The sequence below is a fragment of the Oenococcus kitaharae genome (assembly GCF_025758695.1).
In the GTDB taxonomy this organism is placed as follows: Bacteria; Bacillota; Bacilli; order Lactobacillales; family Lactobacillaceae; genus Oenococcus; species Oenococcus kitaharae_A.
In genome coordinates this window covers 86,252-102,153 of the sequence record NZ_JANJQP010000001.1, presented here as the reverse complement: position 1 = coordinate 102,153, position 15,902 = coordinate 86,252, and the positions used below count along the sequence as shown (strand labels likewise).

Sequence of the window (15,902 nt, the reverse complement as noted above, 5' to 3'; positions counted from 1 at the left end):
TTTCCTCGCCTCAAAAATCAACCCTTGACTGATCCAATAATCAGTCCAGTCGTGAAGTATTTCTGCAAAAACGGATAAACAGCCAAAACCGGCAGAATTGAGACCACAATTTTCGCCGCATTCAAAGTCTTGTCTGAAACAGAAGCCAAAGCTTTCAATTGCGATGGATCGGTAATTTTGGTCATGTCAACATTTAATTGCTGAATATAAGTCTGCAAAGGATAATTTGCAGGATTGTTCATGTAAAGCAACCCGCTGAAGTAGTCATTCCAGTGGCCCACGATAGCAAAGAGGCCAATCGTCGCTAAGGCCGGTACGGAAATGGGCAGATATATTTTGAACAGGATTGTGAGTTTAGAAGCGCCATCCATCATAGCGGCCTCTTCCAAAGATTCCGGTACGCTTTTAAAGAAGTTCATCAGCAAAATCACATCGAAAATCGGCACAGCGCCAGGCAGGATTAATGCCCAAATCGTGTTCATTAGTCCCAAGCCTTTAACAACTAAGAACAGTGGAATCATACCTCCGGAGAAGAGCATCGTGAAAATCAGAATGTTCATATAAATATTGCGGGCTGCAAACTGTTTGGTCGTTTTCGATAAAGGATAGGCCATCAAGACACTGAGAATTAAATTCAGCGAAGTACCAATGACGACTCTTTCTATAGAAATGAGAAAGGAGCGCCAGAATTGTCCGTCTTCGAGCAGAAGGCTATAAGAATTCAAATTAAAATGAACTGGCAATAAGCCAACTTGATTCGCCGATGCCGCTGAACTATTACTAAATGAAATAGACACCATGTTCATCATTGGGACGAAGCATAATGCGGTCATGGCGAGCAGAAGCAGCCAAATAATGATATAAGATAAACGACTGCCGAATGATTTTGATCTAATCATATTTTATGCACCTCCCTTAAAAAATCCGCATGTTGGCAAATTTGATTGATAATTTATTCGCCGAAATCAATAGTACAAACGACACGACAGATTTCAGCAAACCAATAGCCGTAGCAAAACTGTATTGTTGTCCTAACAGGCCGACACGATAAACATAAGTATCAATCACATCACCAGTTTCATAAACAATCGGATTGTACAAGGCATAAATCTGATCAAAACCAGCGTTTAAAATATTGCCTAAATTCAAAGCTGAGATCAGCATTATTGTCGGCAAAATCCCCGGTAGTGTTACATGCAGCAGCTGTTTGAAACGATTAGCACCGTCCATCGCCGAAGCCTCATAAAGGCCCGGATCAATACCGGTCAACGCTGCTAGATAAACAATGGCACCATAACCGAAATTCTTCCACACATCTGTCCCGATCATGATTTTTCTAAACCAGTGGTTGCTGGCCAAAAACATAATTGGGTGCATACCAAGACCAGTTAAGAAGTTATTGATTGGTCCTGTGTAATCAAAAACGTTTATTACAATCGCAGCCACAACTGCCCAAGAGAGAAAATTCGGTAAATAAACAATCGTCTGCATTGTTTTTTTTGCCCACTTCAGCCTGATCTCGTTCAGAAGCAAAGCGAATATAATTGGCACAATCGTACCAAAAATAATTTTTCCTAAGGCAATAATGACCGTGTTTCGCAGAATGTTCCAGCTATCCGGAATTTGCAGCATATACTGAAAGTTTGCCAGCCCAACCCATTTAGAACCAAAAATTCCTTGGGCTGGCACATAATTTTCGAAGGCCATGACAATTCCCAGCATGGGAACAAAGCTGAAAATGACGAGAAATATCATCCCCGGTGCCATCATAAAGTGATAAGCTAATTGGCCAGTGCGGCCTTTATTTTTATGCATTCAAATTCCCTCTTTAATAAACTTTTTAAAATATGGATGCGGCTTGTACCGCATCCATATTAAGATCTAGAATTATCAATTCTATTTAACTGCTTGTGAAACTTCTTTTGTAATCTGAGTACCGCCTTGCTGATGCCATTGCCGAACAAAAGTTTTAAAATAACTAACAGGTTTTTGCCCAGTCACAATTTGCAGAAAGGCTTCGTCTTCCAATTTCTGAAGATTAGACCACTTCAGCTGCATACTCTTGGTCTGCCCGAAATAAAGGGAATCCACATTCTTGACCTTAGTTGTAGCCATTAGCTTAGCGCCAAGCATCCTAGACCAATAACTGCTTTTTGCATTCACAGGTGCATTTTTCGGATCTTTTAAATAAGTCTTAATAGCGTTATATGATGTTGTATCGTCCAAAGTCAGTGTTTTGGGATCTTTTTTGCCATCAACCGTTGCCTGCAAGTTTTTATACATTTGTGCGGTAGCATTGTCGAAATTTACCAAAACATTGATTGGTTTGCCGCCATCATAGCCACCCTGAACAAAGTCGACAACCGGCTTGTAATTTTTATCTTTACGAACAAGCCTGTCACTAAGAGCACTTACAATTTTCGGCAAAATTTCTGGGTGCGCATAACCCTTTTTAACAACATAAAACTCTGAATCCGGATCCTGTGTATAAGCACTAATCTTGCCATTACCTGTCTTAGAAATAATATATGGTTTCCAATCCGCTTTTGGATCCTTTTGCAGGGCACTATTGATTGGATAATCGCCAGACCACCAAGGACCAAAGAAAGCACCGGCTTTGCCGCTGATAATTAGAGATTCAATACTGTCTCGTACAGCCATCTGCGGATCGATCAAGCCTTTCTGGTACCAGCTAGCCAGCTTAGCCAATCCTTGTTTCGTTTGATTAGTCGTGGACCCATAGACCACTTTGCCATTCTGTTTAATCCACTGACGCGGATAAGAATTGTAAATGGAGAAAAGACTGTCAGCTACAAAAAGTCCGCCATATTCGCCACCAACTGATTTTGAAAGAGCCAAACCAATCGTGTTGCCTTTGCCATTATTGCCGGGATCTCTTTGAACAAAAGCCTGCAGAACTTGCTGGAGTTGGTCAACAGTTTTCGGTGCCTTTAGGCCAAGCTTATCCAGCCAGTCCTGACGAATCCAAAGCATAGTTGGGACATTGGCATTCTGAGTGGACGGCATTGCCATCAGTTTGCCATTAAAAGTCGCTTCCTTCAGTGCGCGGCCATGATAGGAGTTGTACATTGCTTTAATGTAAGGAGTCGTACTGCTCTTATAGACACTCGATAAGTCCTGAATCTCATTGTTGGCCACCAATTCCCTCAAGGTGTTCAGGTCGACTGACATAATATCAGGCAGATCGCTTGAGGCAACGGCCATTGAAACTTTTTGATTATAAGAATCACCAGTTTCAGCCTCAAATGAATCTTTATTCTGAATATTCAAAAGCTGCTTCAGATATTTTGTATAAGCATTTTTTTCATAAGTCGATCCCTTCGGAAGTTTCGGAATTCCCGGAGTTGACTTGCCGATTGTATATGTAATCGTTTTTTTGTATTTGCCAAACGGTTTCAATTGCTGTTTCGTTGCAGCTGCTGCTTGCAAATTGCCAGTAAAAGGATTCGGCAGGCCCACCAAGCCAACGGTGCTGCTAGCCAGCATAATGCCCGCTGCAATACCTGCAATTATTTTTTTCTTCATAAATTGTTCCTCCTCATTTTTCTCTCTGGGAAAAATGATCTTACCAATCTAAATCGCTTCATAAATCTGACTTTCATCTCTGATATCGGCATTAGGACCAAGGGTCTAGTCGGTTCAGATCAAATAACAGTAGTCCAACACCTTTCCCCATCACCCTCTCTCGTAATTGTGAGCTAGGTGTCACGTAACACCTAAACGACAAATACATACTACCATAAAAGTAAAGCGCTTACAATATCAAAACAGAGAATAAAAAAACACCCCTGAGTGTGTTTGAACCTGTTCCTTGAATTGCAATTTAAAAAATCATGGCAGAACTTCGGATGGTTTTGCCGTACTGCCCTGGACAATTAATTCCGTATTCAAGAGAATGTTAATTTTTCGTCCAACGTGTTTGCTCTGAATTCTTTCGACCAGATAGTCGACTGCCAGTACTGCTTTTTGATTCACGTTTTGACCGATTGTTGTCAATTTAGGCCGAATTTGTTCCGAAAAAATATTGTGGTCAAAACCTGTAATTGAAAAATCTCTGGGAACCTTGATACCGTTATCATAAAAGACATTGATCGCATCAACAGCCAGAAAATCCGAAGTAAAGACTAAAGCTGTATACTGTTTTAATTGATTGCGGCTGATTTCTCTCAAAAAAGCGTGACGTTTGTCTGCACGATAATCCAAAGCAAAAAAATCTTTTCGTTGGAAACTAATGCCGGTTTCGGATAAAGCCTGCTTAAAACCTAAGAAACGTTTTTCATCCACGCCAATTAAATGGTCGCCGTCGGCAAAGAAAGCAATTTTGCGATGCCCAAGACTGATCAGATATTTTGTAATGTCATACCCGCCTTGAAAATCCTGCAGCCCGACATTGATAAAATCATCATTCATATATGATTCATCAACATAAGTGTCAATGAAGGCCAAAGGTCTTTGCTGCTGCTGAATGAATTTTTTGGCATCATCCGGAAGAGAACCTAAAATAATCAGCCCTTCAATGTCCCAAGCAGTTGCCAAACGGAGACTTTCAGTGACGCTGCCTGAGGTATAAAGCATCATGAAGTAACCTTGCTTACGAATTTCTTCTTCAAGAAAACCAATAATTTGATCGTAAAAGGGATCAGAGACGATATTGACTTCGGCGCGTCGATCAAAATTCAAAATGACAGCAATAATTTTTGAGCCGTGGTGTCCTAATAGACGGGCGCCCATATTTGAAATATAATTCGTGTCCTTTAAAGCTGAACTGATTTTTTTGTAATTTTCAGCCGAAACCTTCCCCTTGTGGCCATGAATGACATTGGAAACTGTCGTTGGGCTTAAGTTAACAAGTTTAGCTATTTCCTTTATTGTTACCATCTATCTCATCGCTCCTGCTTCATTGAAAAATTCGTTTTCGAATATATAAAAAACAATAATGGATATTATTATTTTAGAAGAACAATGTTACAGGGACGATACTAAAAAGACAAAATAAAAGCCTTGAAGACAGCTAGTATCCTCAAGGCTTTATACCGGTTAGTTGCCCTTATGACGGCCAACTTTTTCACGTTCGTTAGTCTGCAGAATAATCTTGCGCAGACGCGTATGCTCAGGCGTTACTTCGACCAATTCATCATCATTCAAAAATTCAATTGATTCTTCCAAAGTTAGATGCGTTGGTGTCTTAATAATCGCAGTCTGATCCTTAGTTGAAGAACGGACGTTACTTTGTGCTTTCATTCGTGTGATATTGACAGAAATATCATTTTCACGCGAATTAGAACCAACAATCATGCCCTCATAAACTTCGGTACCAGGATCAACAAAGACAGTGCCACGATCCTCAATCTGCATGATCGCATAAGTCGTTACAGTCCCCTGGCTGATTGCAACTAGTGTGCCATTGCGACGTCCAGGATTCCATCCAGTGATCACTGGCCGGTAATCCAAGAATGTATGGTTATAAATACCGTATCCACGTGTTGAACTCAAAAATTCGTTAGAATAACCAATCAAACCGCGAGACGGTGCAACGAAGTGCAGACGTGTCTGGCCGTTACCTTGAGGTTCCATATTCAGCATCTCGCCTTTTCTTTCAGACAAAGCTTGAATGATGGCACCGGAGTATTCCTCTGGCGTATCAATCTGAACATCTTCAAAAGGTTCGCAGCGCTGGCCATTGATTTCACGATAGATAACTTTTGGACGGCCGGCCTGCAGCTCAAAGCCTTCACGGCGCAAGGTCTCAATCAGAATTGACAAATGCAATTCGCCTCGGCCAGAGACAGTCCAAATACCTGGCATATCAGTATCGTCCACACGCAGTGAAACATCAGTGTGAAGTTCCTGCTTGAGACGGTCTTCTAACTGGCGGGCAGTCACAAACTTACCCTCTTTGCCTGCAAAAGGCGAATCGTTCGTGCGGAAGGTCATCTGCAGTGTTGGCGGGTCAATTCTCAGTGGCGGCAAAGCCTCAGGATGATCAGCCGCTGAAACAGTTTCACCAACATTAATTTCTTCCATGCCGGAAACGGCGATCAAATCACCTGCTTCAGCTTGATTGATATCAATTCGTTTGAGTCCCAAAAAACCCATTAACCGTGTGACACGGAAATTCTTCCGAGACCCATCCAGTTTCATAACAGTGACATTATCACCAACTTTGATCTTGCCGCGAACAACACGGCCGATGCCAATACGGCCGACAAATTCGTTATAGTCCAGCATAGCCACTTGGAACAACAAGGATTCATCAGAATTATCTACCGGCGCCGGAATTGTCTTGAATACCGTGTCGAAAATCGGCTTCATTGTATGTTCCTGCTTGCTGACATCCGGTGAAAAGCTGCTCGTGCCATTCATTGCCGATGCGTAAATAACTGGGAATTCCAGCATTGAATCATCTGCACCAAGTTCGATAAAGAGATCCAGCACTTCGTCAACAACTTCCAAAGGACGGGCACCAGGGCGGTCAACTTTATTGATGATAACAATCGGAGTCAGGTGCTGTTCAAAAGCTTTTTTCAGCACAAAACGCGTCTGAGGCATCGTACCTTCAAAAGCGTCCACGACCAAAAGAACCCCATCAACCATGGTCATGATTCGTTCAACTTCACCACCAAAATCCGCATGTCCGGGCGTATCAACGATATTAATCTGCTTATCGCCGACTTTGATTGCAGTCGTCTTTGACAAAATCGTAATGCCGCGTTCCTTTTCAATTGGATTTGTATCCATTGCCCGATCAGCGATCTGAGTATGAGAGTCAAACGTATCCGACTGCTTGAGCATCTCATTAACTAAGGTCGTCTTACCGTGATCGACATGGGCAATAATTGCAATATTTCTAATATTTTCTCTTGTTTTTACCATTCGCAATCCTTTACAAACAAAAAGCCGCTTATGCAGCCACTGACATACTATGATACACGATAATTGGACGATTGGCTAGTCTGGTATACAATTGAAAATATGATATTAATGGAAGATATTGTACGTGATGGAAATCCGATATTACGCGCACAGGCAGCCCCCGTAACGTTTCCGCTAGATCCTCAAGTCAAGGAACTCGGACATCGGATGCTTGAGTTTTTAGAGGTTTCCCAAGATAAAGAAGAAAATGAAAAATACCATCTGAGGCCAGGTGTCGGACTTGCCGGCCCGCAAGTCGATAAATCCTTGCAAATGACAGCCTTGCTGATCCCCGCCTTAAATCCAGAAGAAGACCCGGCTCCTTACTTCAAGGGAATCGTCTTCAACCCGCAAATTACACGAGAATCAGTAAAAAGAGCCGCTCTTGAAGCCGGAGAAGGATGTCTATCCAAAGATGAGGATACACCTGGAATTGTGCTGAGAGCCGATAAAATTACCGTAGAATACGATGATGAAAGCGGCCAACACCACTCAATCCGATTGAAAGATTATCCAGCAATTGTGTTCCAGCACGAGATTGATCATCTGCGCGGTATCATGTATTACGATCACATCAACAACTTGGATCCTTGGACAGTCGCTGAAGATGTTGTCTTGATAAAATAAAAAGACCTGACGGTCTTTTTTTAATACTTATTTGATAACTGTACCTGCAAAACTCGGCATGAAATATCTTGAAATTGTCTCAACTTCAACGTTGCGGCCAGGAACCGGTGCAGCCACATATTGGTTATTCCCAATATAAATGGCAACATGGTAAGTAGCACCAGCATTTCCCCAGAATAAGAGATCGCCAGGTTTAGCTGCTGACACAGCATGTTTGGACACGTAACCCTCTTGTGAAACAGTATATGGCGTCATCGAAATGCCGGCAGCATGCTGGAAAACATAGGAAACCAAGCCGGAGCAGTCAAATCCAGCTGTCGTGTGGCCTCCCCAAACATAAGGAATACCTTGTCTTGACAACTGCAGAGCCAGATTAATAATCGCTGTTACAGTACCGCTTTGAGCAGAAACGCCCAATTTTGCCGGTGCAGCAGGTTTAACCGGCGCTGCACTTGCCGGTGTGCTGGCTGCAGCACTTGCAGCCGCTGCCGAAGAAGCATCGTAGGCACTTGCTGCAGCTGTCGCAGCTGCCTGACTGGCAGCAACTGATGAATTATAGGCACTTTGTGCAGATGACGCAGCAGCAGAACTAGCTGCTGCCGGTGCGCTGCTGACAGGTGCAGCCTGGCTATCTGCAGACAGCTTAATCTGGAGCACTTGCCCTATTGTGATCAGGCTCTTGCCACCATTTGACTGAAGCAGATCATTTACCTGCGCACCTGTATTCTGTGCAATCTGCCAAAGTGAATCACCGGCTTTAACCGTATAACTAATAGTCTTTGCAGATCCGCTGTTAGCCGCTGGCGCCGTTGCAACAGGGGCGCTGGATGATGCTGCGACTGCCTGCTGAGCTGGTGTAGCAGCGGCTGAAGATGCCTGATCAGGGACGTCGAGTGTTTGGCCGGCAACAATCAAATTTGGATTGACAATATTATTGCGGCTGGCCAATTCACTGACGCTTAAGCCGCTTTTTTGCGAGAGAGACCAGAGTGAATCACCGGCTTTAACCGTATACATTTTAGCCTGGGCAGCAACAACTGCTGTACCAGTAACGCTCAATGCAGAAATAGCTGTGAGCAATGCTTTGGATTTTAAAGAAGCTTTTTTCATTTTCTACCTCGTATGCTTCAAATTCTAGTCGCTTACGAGCCTCTTTGGGTTGCAGAGGTATTACAAAAAATTTCGTTTCCTTTTCAAACAAGTGTTTGGATTGAGTGGAAATTAATCGCGTTTTTTACGAACGTATGGTTGAAAAAAACTTTCTTGTAACATACAATTTTAATTTTTATTTAAAAAAAGTGCCTATCCGGCACGAACAAGCACTTTTTTAATGTTACATAATTGTTACATTTCTGATTTAAGAACACCGCCGACTGCGATATGATCTTTGCGGGACTCACGTACGACAATGTTGACCGCATCAGCTGATGCATTGGCGTCATTGACCATCACTTCCGTAATATCTTTAACAACCTTCTTAATCTGCTCAGCAGAACGCCCTTCCAGCATATCAATTTGAATGTATGGCATCTTCGTCCACCTTTCTGTTTTTAATATCTGCCTGTCTGTCCGCATCCAGCCAAAGGCCGCTGACAGATATTGTACTAAGAATATCAATAAAAGCATGCGGATCTATTTCTCGCACGATATTCTCCATATCATATAACTCTACGCGGTTAATTACCATCATCAGCGTCGATGACTGATGATGCGAAAAAGCACCAACCGATGGGAGTATCGTAATGCCGCGTACCAGCTCTTTTTGCAAGGTTTTCGTCAGTATATCGGCTTTTTCAGTGACAATCAAGGCTGTGAGCTTGCGCTGGCCGGTATAAATCGCATCAATCACCTGCCCGCTGGCAAAAATTCCGATTAACGTATACAAAGCATTCGGCCAACCGATAAACATGCCGGCAATCAGCACAATTGCCGCGTTAATCGTATTGCTGATCACACCCACAGAGCGCCCGGTCTTTTTCTGGACAATCATAGCAATAATGTCCATGCCGCCGGTAGAAAAACCAAAACGCATCGATAATCCCGTAGCCATGCCGACCAAGACACCGGAAAATAATGAAGCTAGCAAACTGTTTTTGGCAACGTCAATCACAGGCACATACAAAATCAGCAAAGATGTGAAAATAGAGTTGGCCGTACTGAGAATTGTAAAACGCGATCCGACTAGTTTCCAACCAATCACGCCGATAACCAAGCTGCTAACCAGTAAGAAAATTCCTGTATTAATCTGATAGGCAAATAAACGCCGGCTGGCTAAGGAAAGCAGCTGCGAAATACCATTGAAACCGCCCGTAAAAATATGGCTGGGCGTCAAAAACATATTCATTGCAATCACTTCTAAAAAAGCTGTAAACACGAGAATCAGCAGTTGTAAAAATAGCTGAGGAATTTTATTTTGAATTCTTCTAATCTTTGTCATCAATTTTCCCGATAAAAAAAGAGCTCTTCTGAGCCCCTTTCCAATATTACTTTGCGGCAGTCTTCTTGGCAGTGCCCTTAAAATTAAGGTTTTCCTTAATACGAGCTGCCTTACCGCGAAGTGCCCGCAAATAATACAACTTAGCACGACGGACATGACCGCGGCGAGTAACCTCGATCTTATCAACACGTGGTGAGTTCAGCGGGAAGGTACGCTCCACACCAACACCGGAAGAAACTTTTCTAACGGTATAGCTGGCCGTGATACCAAATCCCTTGCGCTTAACGACAACGCCTTCAAACAATTGGACACGTTCGCGTTCGCCTTCGACAATACGGGCATAAACCTTAACATTGTCCCCAGGACGAAAGTCTGGAATGTCGGTACGCAACTGTGACTGCGTCAGCTTTTCTAATAATTGGTTCTGTTTCATTTTATACTCCCAACGAAAACATTGATATTAAATACCTTGGCACAACAGCGCAATGTTAGTAATTGGCAAAAAATAGCCAAGTTGTATTGTATCAGTTTTCATCGCTTGGAATCAAGAGATTCCTCGTATTTTATATCATCTAGAAAGTCGCGTTCTTCATTAGTCAGCTGTTTATGTACTAATAGATCTGGCCGGCGCAGATAAGTCCGCCGCAAAGATTCTTTTAAACGCCAACGCCGGATTTTCTCATGGTCGCCGCTGATTAAGACATCCGGTACTTTCATGCCCTGAAAATCAGCTGGACGTGTATATTGGGGCTCCTCTAGTAAACCGTTTTGAAAACTATCGTCTGCCGCCGAATCAGCGTTGCCCAAAACATCGTCCAAAAAACGTACCGTTGCGTCAATAATCACCATGGTCGGCAGCTCGCCACCGGTCAAGACATAATCTCCTAGACTAATTTCTTCATCAACCAGCTGGCGGATACGATTGTCATAGCCTTCATAATGGCCGGAAATAAAGGTCAGGTGCTCGTATTTGGACAAACGCTGAGCTGTCTGATGGTCAAAACGCTTGCCTGCCGGATCAACTAAAATCACGTGCCCGCGGTCGCCTTGGTTATCAGCTTCAATGGCAGACATGGCAGAAAAAATAGGCTGCGGTGTTAGGAGCATCCCCGCACCACCGCCATAGACCAGATCGTCGACGTGCTTCTGCTTATTTAATGTATAGTCACGAAAATTCGTGACTTTAAAATCGATAATCCCTTTTTCCAGTGCCTTGCCGATCATCGATTGACGCAGCGGGTCAAACATTTCCGGAAACAAGCTCAGTACATCAATCTTCATCTAAGCCCTCCAGCAAGTCGATTATGACTTGTTTGGCATCCAGATCTACTTTTTTCACGACTTGATCAATGTAGGGAATGAGAATTTCTCTGCCATTAGCTTTTTTAACCGTCCAAACATCGTTAGCACCAGTATGAAAGCTGTCAACAATTCGGCCAACGAGGCGGCCATTTTCATCCACTGCTTTCAGACCGAGAATTTGAGACACTAAAAATTCCCCGGGTAATGTTTTTGGCTGAGAGATTGATTCGTCGACAAAAATATCCTCCCCTTTATACTGCTCGACCAAATTAATATCTTCGTATCCGACAAATGTCACAAGCCAGAATTGCTGGAAAGGCCGGCTGGATAAAACAGTTAATTCTTTATCAGCCACAAATAATTTGGCCTTTTTAGCAAAACGCTGATCGGGAAAATCTGTGATAACATCGACCTTCAATTCACCCTTGATGCCATGTGTATTAATAATTTTTCCGACTCGCAGTTTGGCCAACTCGTTCCTCCAATTCCAATAATGCTCGTTTAATGATGGCACCGTCCCGATACTGCCCCAATTCTCCAGACTGATGGACAATCCGATGACAGCCAATCACGACTTCGACAGGATTTTTGCCAACGGCACTCGCTACTGCCCGCACTGCTTTTGCTTGTCCAGCTCTATCTGCTAGGTCGCTATAACTAGTTCTGTGTGTGACCGTCTGCAAAGCTGTCAGTACTTGCCGGCTGAAATCGCTCAAAGACAAAAAATCCCAGTCAATCGACAAATCTACTTGCGTTTGACGACCGGCAAAGTAAGCTGAAAACTGCTGCTCGGCTGCAATATTTTTTTGTGGTGATGGAATACCGGCTTTAGTGAACCGTTTCCGAAAAGCATCCACAGCATCAGCTTGAAAAGTCGTGAAAATCAACCCTTTATCAGTGTAAAAATAACTGAATGACCAGTCTTGAAAAGGTAGTGACGCATAATAAATTTGTGGCTGGGCTTGCATTTTCATCTCTATTAAATCATACAAAAAATCCCGCCTGAATGGCGGAATTTCTCACTTAGCAGCTTTTTTAGCCGCTAATTTTGCCTCATGAACCTTCTTCATAAGACCAGCATTAGACAAGAAACTGCGAACAGTATCAGTCGGCTGAGCGCCCTTCATAAGCCAAGCGAAGATTTCATCTTCATTCAACTTAATTTCAGCAGGTGTAACGATTGGGTTATAGTAGCCGACTTCTTCGATGAAACGGCCATCACGGCGGGCACGGGAATCAGCGACGACAACACGGTAGAAGGGACGCTTCTTAGTTCCCATTAAATGCAAACGGATTTTAACAGACATATTTTCTCCTAGTAATTAATTACTGAAATATCATAAACCATCGAAATAACCGTGTCAAGGTTAATGACTTGACAAATGAATTCAATTTTCGTGTACGCTGCGCGTGAATTTCTTTGCCAGTCGCGCACTTCTTGTCTTAATCGCTGGCCACAGCAAACAGCCGCGTGAAAATTCTTTTAAATTCGGCGCACGATAAGTTTTCAAAAGTACTAAACGAAACTCCGGATCATAGTGTGAGACAGGTTCGATATCTAAATTGAAATGCCGGCTATGGTGATGGTTCCAAGTAGTAGTTTGATTAGCATGATAGTCATTGCCGTCAGCAAAATTAAAAGAAGCCCCATTAATAACCGCGCCTGGTTCCGGAGATAAGATAGTTAAAAAGTGCCCCTCCTCCGTTAAAATAAATTCTACATGAAAGTTGATGAGGATCTTGTAGTTAACCTTTTTTAGATAAAAACGCGTATGCCCGGCTAAATCTGGTCGCAATTCTTTTTCGTGCAAACGGGGGCTGCCAATAGACCAACGCTCCTTAGCAGCTGGGAAGGTCTTCAGATAATCGATGAGCTTTTGACGATCACTGGCTTGCCCTGACAGACTGCGAACGTAACTGACCAACCAGCTGTCGATCAAATACCTGAATTGATGCACACGTTGAGCCAAAACTTTTTCTGCCGAACTTAACTGCTGATCGAAAAGTCCCAAAGGAAAAGCTTGCTGAACTAAGTGCGCCAATTGCTGCCAAAAAGGGTCGGCTGGTGATAACTGACCATTAAAAAGTGCCTCCAAAGAAATCTGACGGATGTCGCTCCCTCTTTGAAAAACACTGGCATCCAGCATTCGGCGTAAAACAATCTGAGCATCCTGGCTTTTTTCAAACTGCCAATCTTGGATAAAACGCGGATCGCCGATTTTTATGAAATTTGATGGTTGTTTTGTCATGAATTAATACCGAAATTCCGTAATAAGAAAAGTGCTGATACTTTTCTTTATTTTGGGTGCCTGTATGGCTTCTTTCATTATGTGCTTAGCGGATCGGATTAATCGGCAGATCAGCCTAAGGGGCTTTTCTGTTTGCGACAACTGCCAGCATCGTTTGGATTGTCTGTCACTGATGCCGATCTTGGGTTGGTTGATTTCTATCGGACATTGTCGATATTGCCGCTGCAGCATTCCAATGAGCTACCCTATTTTCGAAGCTTGTTTTGGTATATTATTCATCGTATTTTCCGACCAGCTTGATTGGCTGATTTTAATTTGCCTGTGCTTATTTTTAAGCTGCGAAGATTTATACGATCGCCGAGCTCATGCCGCTATTCTATATCCAGTGATTATTTTCGAATTAGTCTGCCATTGGCAATTGGAAACAGTAGCCTCGCTGCTAGCCATCACGCTATTCTGCAGTTTTTTTATTTACTATCGGCGATCTATGGGCAGCGGTGATCTCCCGGTTCTGTTAATCCTTTACCTAATGGTCGAGCCAATCACTTTTGCGGTTACGATTTTACTCGCCAGTCTATCTGCTATTGCTTGCTGCTGCTTGAAAAAAGTCCAAATACTGCCCTTAATCCCGTTTTTAAGTGCTGCCGTCATTGTTGCCAGACTATTTGTATATAACAATTAGTTGATAATGCTGCAATTCCAGATGTCGTCATAAGCAACCACTTGTCCAGCGATCACAACGCCATCGTCACCATATCCTTGAACAAATCCCACAATCGTCTGAGCCACATAATGATCCTTGTTCTCTTCGGCCAGCTGCACGCTGACCTCTTTTTCGTTAGCAAAAGCGTTAAATAGATTAGCTGCAATCTTCTGGAAATCCATTTGTTTTTGTAAACGGCGTTTCTCGTTTGCCCGCCGGCTTTTAGCCTTTTTCTCGATCACGCGTGTATGATCGGATAAATAAAAGCCACCCCACTTCATCATGCCGCGATCGCGATAATTGCGGATAAACTGATCACGAATCCGAGGATCATAATTAGGATAAGGGTTACTCATAACTATTGCCGCCATTATGCCCGCCAACCAGTCCGGCCCGCTGGATGGCCGTACCGCCGGGTAGTGTTGACGATGCTTTGACCAATTTTGTAAAGCCGAATTTCAAACGCAACGAGTCGACAGTTTTGTCTAAAATTCTCTCCTGCATCTGACGTTCCGGTGTTCTGAAAAAATCCAGCTGCTCGAAATTATCCGGCAGCAGATCGCCAAAATAAACCGAAATATTGCGTATCTGATCGCCTTTCCAATTCGCTCGAAACAAATCAATCACAGTCTGATTGAGAATACGGCTTTCATTGGTCGGAATAATGCGCGTCTGCTTGGAAAAACCACCATCTGTATATTCATTGCCAACCCAGAGATGTACCAACCTGGTCTGCATATGGTGTTTGCGGATTCTTGCAGCTACCTGTTCAGAAATCTCTCTGAGTACGACCTCGATTTCCGAAGCCTTTGTATAATTTTTCGGCAAGACTTGCGAATTACCATACGATTTCTCTTTTGGGCGTGTCTTATCAGCAATCACGGCTCGGTCAATGCCCCAAGATAATAAATACAGCTGGCCACCAATGATGCCAAATTTATTGGTTAAATCATAGGGATCGTGATGTGCTAAATCCGCCAAAGAATGGATACCAATTCTTTCCAACTTTTTAGCCGTTCGGTCGCCAATGCTCCAGACCTTATTTAATTGATTAATCGGCCACAATTTATCCGGCACGGTCTCATAATGAATCTCCCCGACAAAAGTCGTGCTATGCTTGCCATAAATGTCCATCGCAATTTTAGCCTGTGTTAAATTATCGCCAATGCCGACCGTTGTATAAATGCCCGTCTTATCATGCACTTCTTTTTGAATGCGGCGGGCAACGTGCATGGGTGTATCACCGAATAAATGCCAAGATTGCGTCATATCCAAAAAACTTTCATCAATCGAGTAGATATGCAGATCCCGATTATCAACATATTCTCGATAAATGTCGTTAATTTGCGAATTAACATGGATATACAGATTCATACGCGGCGGCACCATTAACAGATTTTTAACGTCTTTGGGCAGATCCCGCAAACGACTGACATTAGATTTCAAGCCGTATAATTTTTTAGCCATTGGACTCGTGGCCAAAATCAGGCCGCCTCCGCCGACATTGGGCCCGGTAGAGACTACGATAATAGCGGCGCGTAAGGGGTTTAAATGGTATTCTTTAGCCTCCACGCTGGCATAAAAAGATTTACTGTCAATCGCAAAAATAACGCGGCGTTCTTCATTGTTAAAATAATTAGACATCTCCCTA

General features: G+C 43.1%; 18 protein-coding genes. 2 read left to right on the top strand and 16 right to left on the bottom strand.

Annotation, left to right across the window (positions count from 1 at the left end; all coding sequences use genetic code 11):
• Positions 1 to 17: 17 nt before the first annotated feature.
• The 5 genes from NRF22_RS00540 to typA form a co-directional block, all read right to left on the bottom strand.
• Complete coding sequence (locus tag NRF22_RS00540) at positions 18 to 899, bottom strand: carbohydrate ABC transporter permease (protein ID WP_263778674.1); 882 nt, start codon at positions 897 to 899, stop codon at positions 18 to 20.
• Between the two features lie 16 nt (positions 900 to 915).
• Positions 916 to 1,815 (bottom strand): ABC transporter permease, encoded by a 900-nt coding sequence (locus tag NRF22_RS00535; RefSeq protein WP_263778673.1) that lies wholly within the window; start codon positions 1,813 to 1,815, stop codon positions 916 to 918.
• 81 nt (positions 1,816 to 1,896) lie between these two features.
• Positions 1,897 to 3,546 (bottom strand): ABC transporter substrate-binding protein, encoded by a 1,650-nt coding sequence (locus NRF22_RS00530; protein ID WP_263778672.1) that lies wholly within the window; start codon positions 3,544 to 3,546, stop codon positions 1,897 to 1,899.
• A gap of 306 nt (positions 3,547 to 3,852) precedes the next feature.
• Positions 3,853 to 4,899, bottom strand: a complete 1,047-nt coding sequence (locus NRF22_RS00525) for a LacI family DNA-binding transcriptional regulator (protein WP_263778670.1) — start codon at positions 4,897 to 4,899, stop codon at positions 3,853 to 3,855.
• Positions 4,900 to 5,058: 159 nt separating this feature from the next.
• On the bottom strand, positions 5,059 to 6,894 hold the full coding sequence (gene typA / locus NRF22_RS00520) for a translational GTPase TypA (RefSeq protein WP_263778669.1): 1,836 nt from the start codon (positions 6,892 to 6,894) through the stop codon (positions 5,059 to 5,061).
• Between the two features lie 108 nt (positions 6,895 to 7,002).
• Here typA and def point away from each other — a divergent pair, with 108 nt between their 5' ends.
• Positions 7,003 to 7,560 carry a peptide deformylase gene (def, locus tag NRF22_RS00515; protein ID WP_007746785.1) on the top strand — a complete coding sequence of 186 codons (558 nt, stop codon included), beginning with the start codon at positions 7,003 to 7,005 and terminating at the stop codon, positions 7,558 to 7,560.
• A 27-nt stretch (positions 7,561 to 7,587) separates the two neighbouring features.
• On the opposite strand, the gene NRF22_RS00510 is transcribed toward def, so the two are convergent.
• The 9 genes from NRF22_RS00510 to NRF22_RS00470 all read right to left on the bottom strand — a co-directional run bounded on the left by NRF22_RS00510 (position 7,588) and on the right by NRF22_RS00470 (position 13,548).
• Positions 7,588 to 8,670: a C40 family peptidase gene (locus NRF22_RS00510; RefSeq protein WP_263778668.1), complete on the bottom strand. Its 1,083-nt coding sequence runs from the start codon at positions 8,668 to 8,670 to the stop codon at positions 7,588 to 7,590.
• A gap of 234 nt (positions 8,671 to 8,904) precedes the next feature.
• Positions 8,905 to 9,090: a 2-hydroxymuconate tautomerase gene (locus NRF22_RS00505; protein WP_007746789.1), complete on the bottom strand. Its 186-nt coding sequence runs from the start codon at positions 9,088 to 9,090 to the stop codon at positions 8,905 to 8,907.
• Entirely contained in the window at positions 9,071 to 9,997 is a 927-nt protein-coding gene (locus NRF22_RS00500; RefSeq protein WP_263778667.1) for a YitT family protein, read from the bottom strand. Before NRF22_RS00500 ends, NRF22_RS00505 begins: the two co-directional genes overlap by 20 nt.
• A 46-nt stretch (positions 9,998 to 10,043) precedes the next feature.
• Entirely contained in the window at positions 10,044 to 10,430 is a 387-nt protein-coding gene (rplS, locus tag NRF22_RS00495; protein ID WP_263778666.1) for a 50S ribosomal protein L19, read from the bottom strand.
• A gap of 98 nt (positions 10,431 to 10,528) precedes the next feature.
• A complete protein-coding gene (gene trmD, locus NRF22_RS00490) occupies positions 10,529 to 11,278 on the bottom strand; it encodes a tRNA (guanosine(37)-N1)-methyltransferase TrmD (RefSeq protein ID WP_263778665.1) in 750 nt (249 codons plus the stop codon).
• On the bottom strand, positions 11,268 to 11,771 hold the full coding sequence (rimM, locus tag NRF22_RS00485; protein ID WP_263778664.1) for a ribosome maturation factor RimM: 504 nt from the start codon (positions 11,769 to 11,771) through the stop codon (positions 11,268 to 11,270). Before rimM ends, trmD begins: the two co-directional genes overlap by 11 nt.
• A complete protein-coding gene (locus tag NRF22_RS00480; RefSeq protein WP_263778663.1) occupies positions 11,740 to 12,273 on the bottom strand; it encodes a methylated-DNA--[protein]-cysteine S-methyltransferase in 534 nt (177 codons plus the stop codon). The genes rimM and NRF22_RS00480 overlap by 32 nt, the downstream gene beginning before the upstream one ends.
• A 45-nt stretch (positions 12,274 to 12,318) precedes the next feature.
• Complete coding sequence (rpsP, locus tag NRF22_RS00475; protein WP_007746800.1) at positions 12,319 to 12,606, bottom strand: 30S ribosomal protein S16; 288 nt, start codon at positions 12,604 to 12,606, stop codon at positions 12,319 to 12,321.
• Positions 12,607 to 12,687: 81 nt separating this feature from the next.
• On the bottom strand, positions 12,688 to 13,548 hold the full coding sequence (locus tag NRF22_RS00470; protein WP_263778662.1) for a DUF3114 domain-containing protein: 861 nt from the start codon (positions 13,546 to 13,548) through the stop codon (positions 12,688 to 12,690).
• 31 nt (positions 13,549 to 13,579) lie between these two features.
• Here NRF22_RS00470 and NRF22_RS00465 point away from each other — a divergent pair, with 31 nt between their 5' ends.
• The gene (locus tag NRF22_RS00465; RefSeq protein ID WP_263778661.1) at positions 13,580 to 14,230 is read left to right on the top strand and encodes a prepilin peptidase; all 651 of its coding nucleotides are present in this window, start codon (positions 13,580 to 13,582) and stop codon (positions 14,228 to 14,230) included.
• Here NRF22_RS00465 and NRF22_RS00460 read toward each other — a convergent pair.
• Positions 14,227 to 14,622: a DNA polymerase III subunit alpha gene (locus NRF22_RS00460; protein WP_263778660.1), complete on the bottom strand. Its 396-nt coding sequence runs from the start codon at positions 14,620 to 14,622 to the stop codon at positions 14,227 to 14,229. The two genes, NRF22_RS00465 and NRF22_RS00460, sit on opposite strands and share 4 nt — an antisense overlap.
• On the bottom strand, positions 14,600 to 15,895 hold the full coding sequence (locus tag NRF22_RS00455; RefSeq protein ID WP_263778658.1) for a Y-family DNA polymerase: 1,296 nt from the start codon (positions 15,893 to 15,895) through the stop codon (positions 14,600 to 14,602). The genes NRF22_RS00460 and NRF22_RS00455 overlap by 23 nt, the downstream gene beginning before the upstream one ends.
• Between the last annotated feature and the right edge of the window lie 7 nt (positions 15,896 to 15,902).

Coding starts and splice junctions, on each gene's coding strand:
- NRF22_RS00540 (WP_263778674.1), bottom strand. CDS start 899: ATGATTAGATCAAAATCATTCGGCAGTCGTTTATCTTATATCATTATT.
- NRF22_RS00535 (WP_263778673.1), bottom strand. CDS start 1,815: ATGCATAAAAATAAAGGCCGCACTGGCCAATTAGCTTATCACTTTATG.
- NRF22_RS00530 (WP_263778672.1), bottom strand. CDS start 3,546: ATGAAGAAAAAAATAATTGCAGGTATTGCAGCGGGCATTATGCTGGCT.
- NRF22_RS00525 (WP_263778670.1), bottom strand. CDS start 4,899: ATGGTAACAATAAAGGAAATAGCTAAACTTGTTAACTTAAGCCCAACG.
- typA (WP_263778669.1), bottom strand. CDS start 6,894: ATGGTAAAAACAAGAGAAAATATTAGAAATATTGCAATTATTGCCCAT.
- def (WP_007746785.1), top strand. CDS start 7,003: ATGGAAGATATTGTACGTGATGGAAATCCGATATTACGCGCACAGGCA.
- NRF22_RS00510 (WP_263778668.1), bottom strand. CDS start 8,670: ATGAAAAAAGCTTCTTTAAAATCCAAAGCATTGCTCACAGCTATTTCT.
- NRF22_RS00505 (WP_007746789.1), bottom strand. CDS start 9,090: ATGCCATACATTCAAATTGATATGCTGGAAGGGCGTTCTGCTGAGCAG.
- NRF22_RS00500 (WP_263778667.1), bottom strand. CDS start 9,997: ATGACAAAGATTAGAAGAATTCAAAATAAAATTCCTCAGCTATTTTTA.
- rplS (WP_263778666.1), bottom strand. CDS start 10,430: ATGAAACAGAACCAATTATTAGAAAAGCTGACGCAGTCACAGTTGCGT.
- trmD (WP_263778665.1), bottom strand. CDS start 11,278: ATGAAGATTGATGTACTGAGCTTGTTTCCGGAAATGTTTGACCCGCTG.
- NRF22_RS00480 (WP_263778663.1), bottom strand. CDS start 12,273: ATGAAAATGCAAGCCCAGCCACAAATTTATTATGCGTCACTACCTTTT.
- rpsP (WP_007746800.1), bottom strand. CDS start 12,606: ATGTCTGTTAAAATCCGTTTGCATTTAATGGGAACTAAGAAGCGTCCC.
- NRF22_RS00470 (WP_263778662.1), bottom strand. CDS start 13,548: ATGACAAAACAACCATCAAATTTCATAAAAATCGGCGATCCGCGTTTT.
- NRF22_RS00460 (WP_263778660.1), bottom strand. CDS start 14,622: ATGGCGGCAATAGTTATGAGTAACCCTTATCCTAATTATGATCCTCGG.
- NRF22_RS00455 (WP_263778658.1), bottom strand. CDS start 15,895: ATGTCTAATTATTTTAACAATGAAGAACGCCGCGTTATTTTTGCGATT.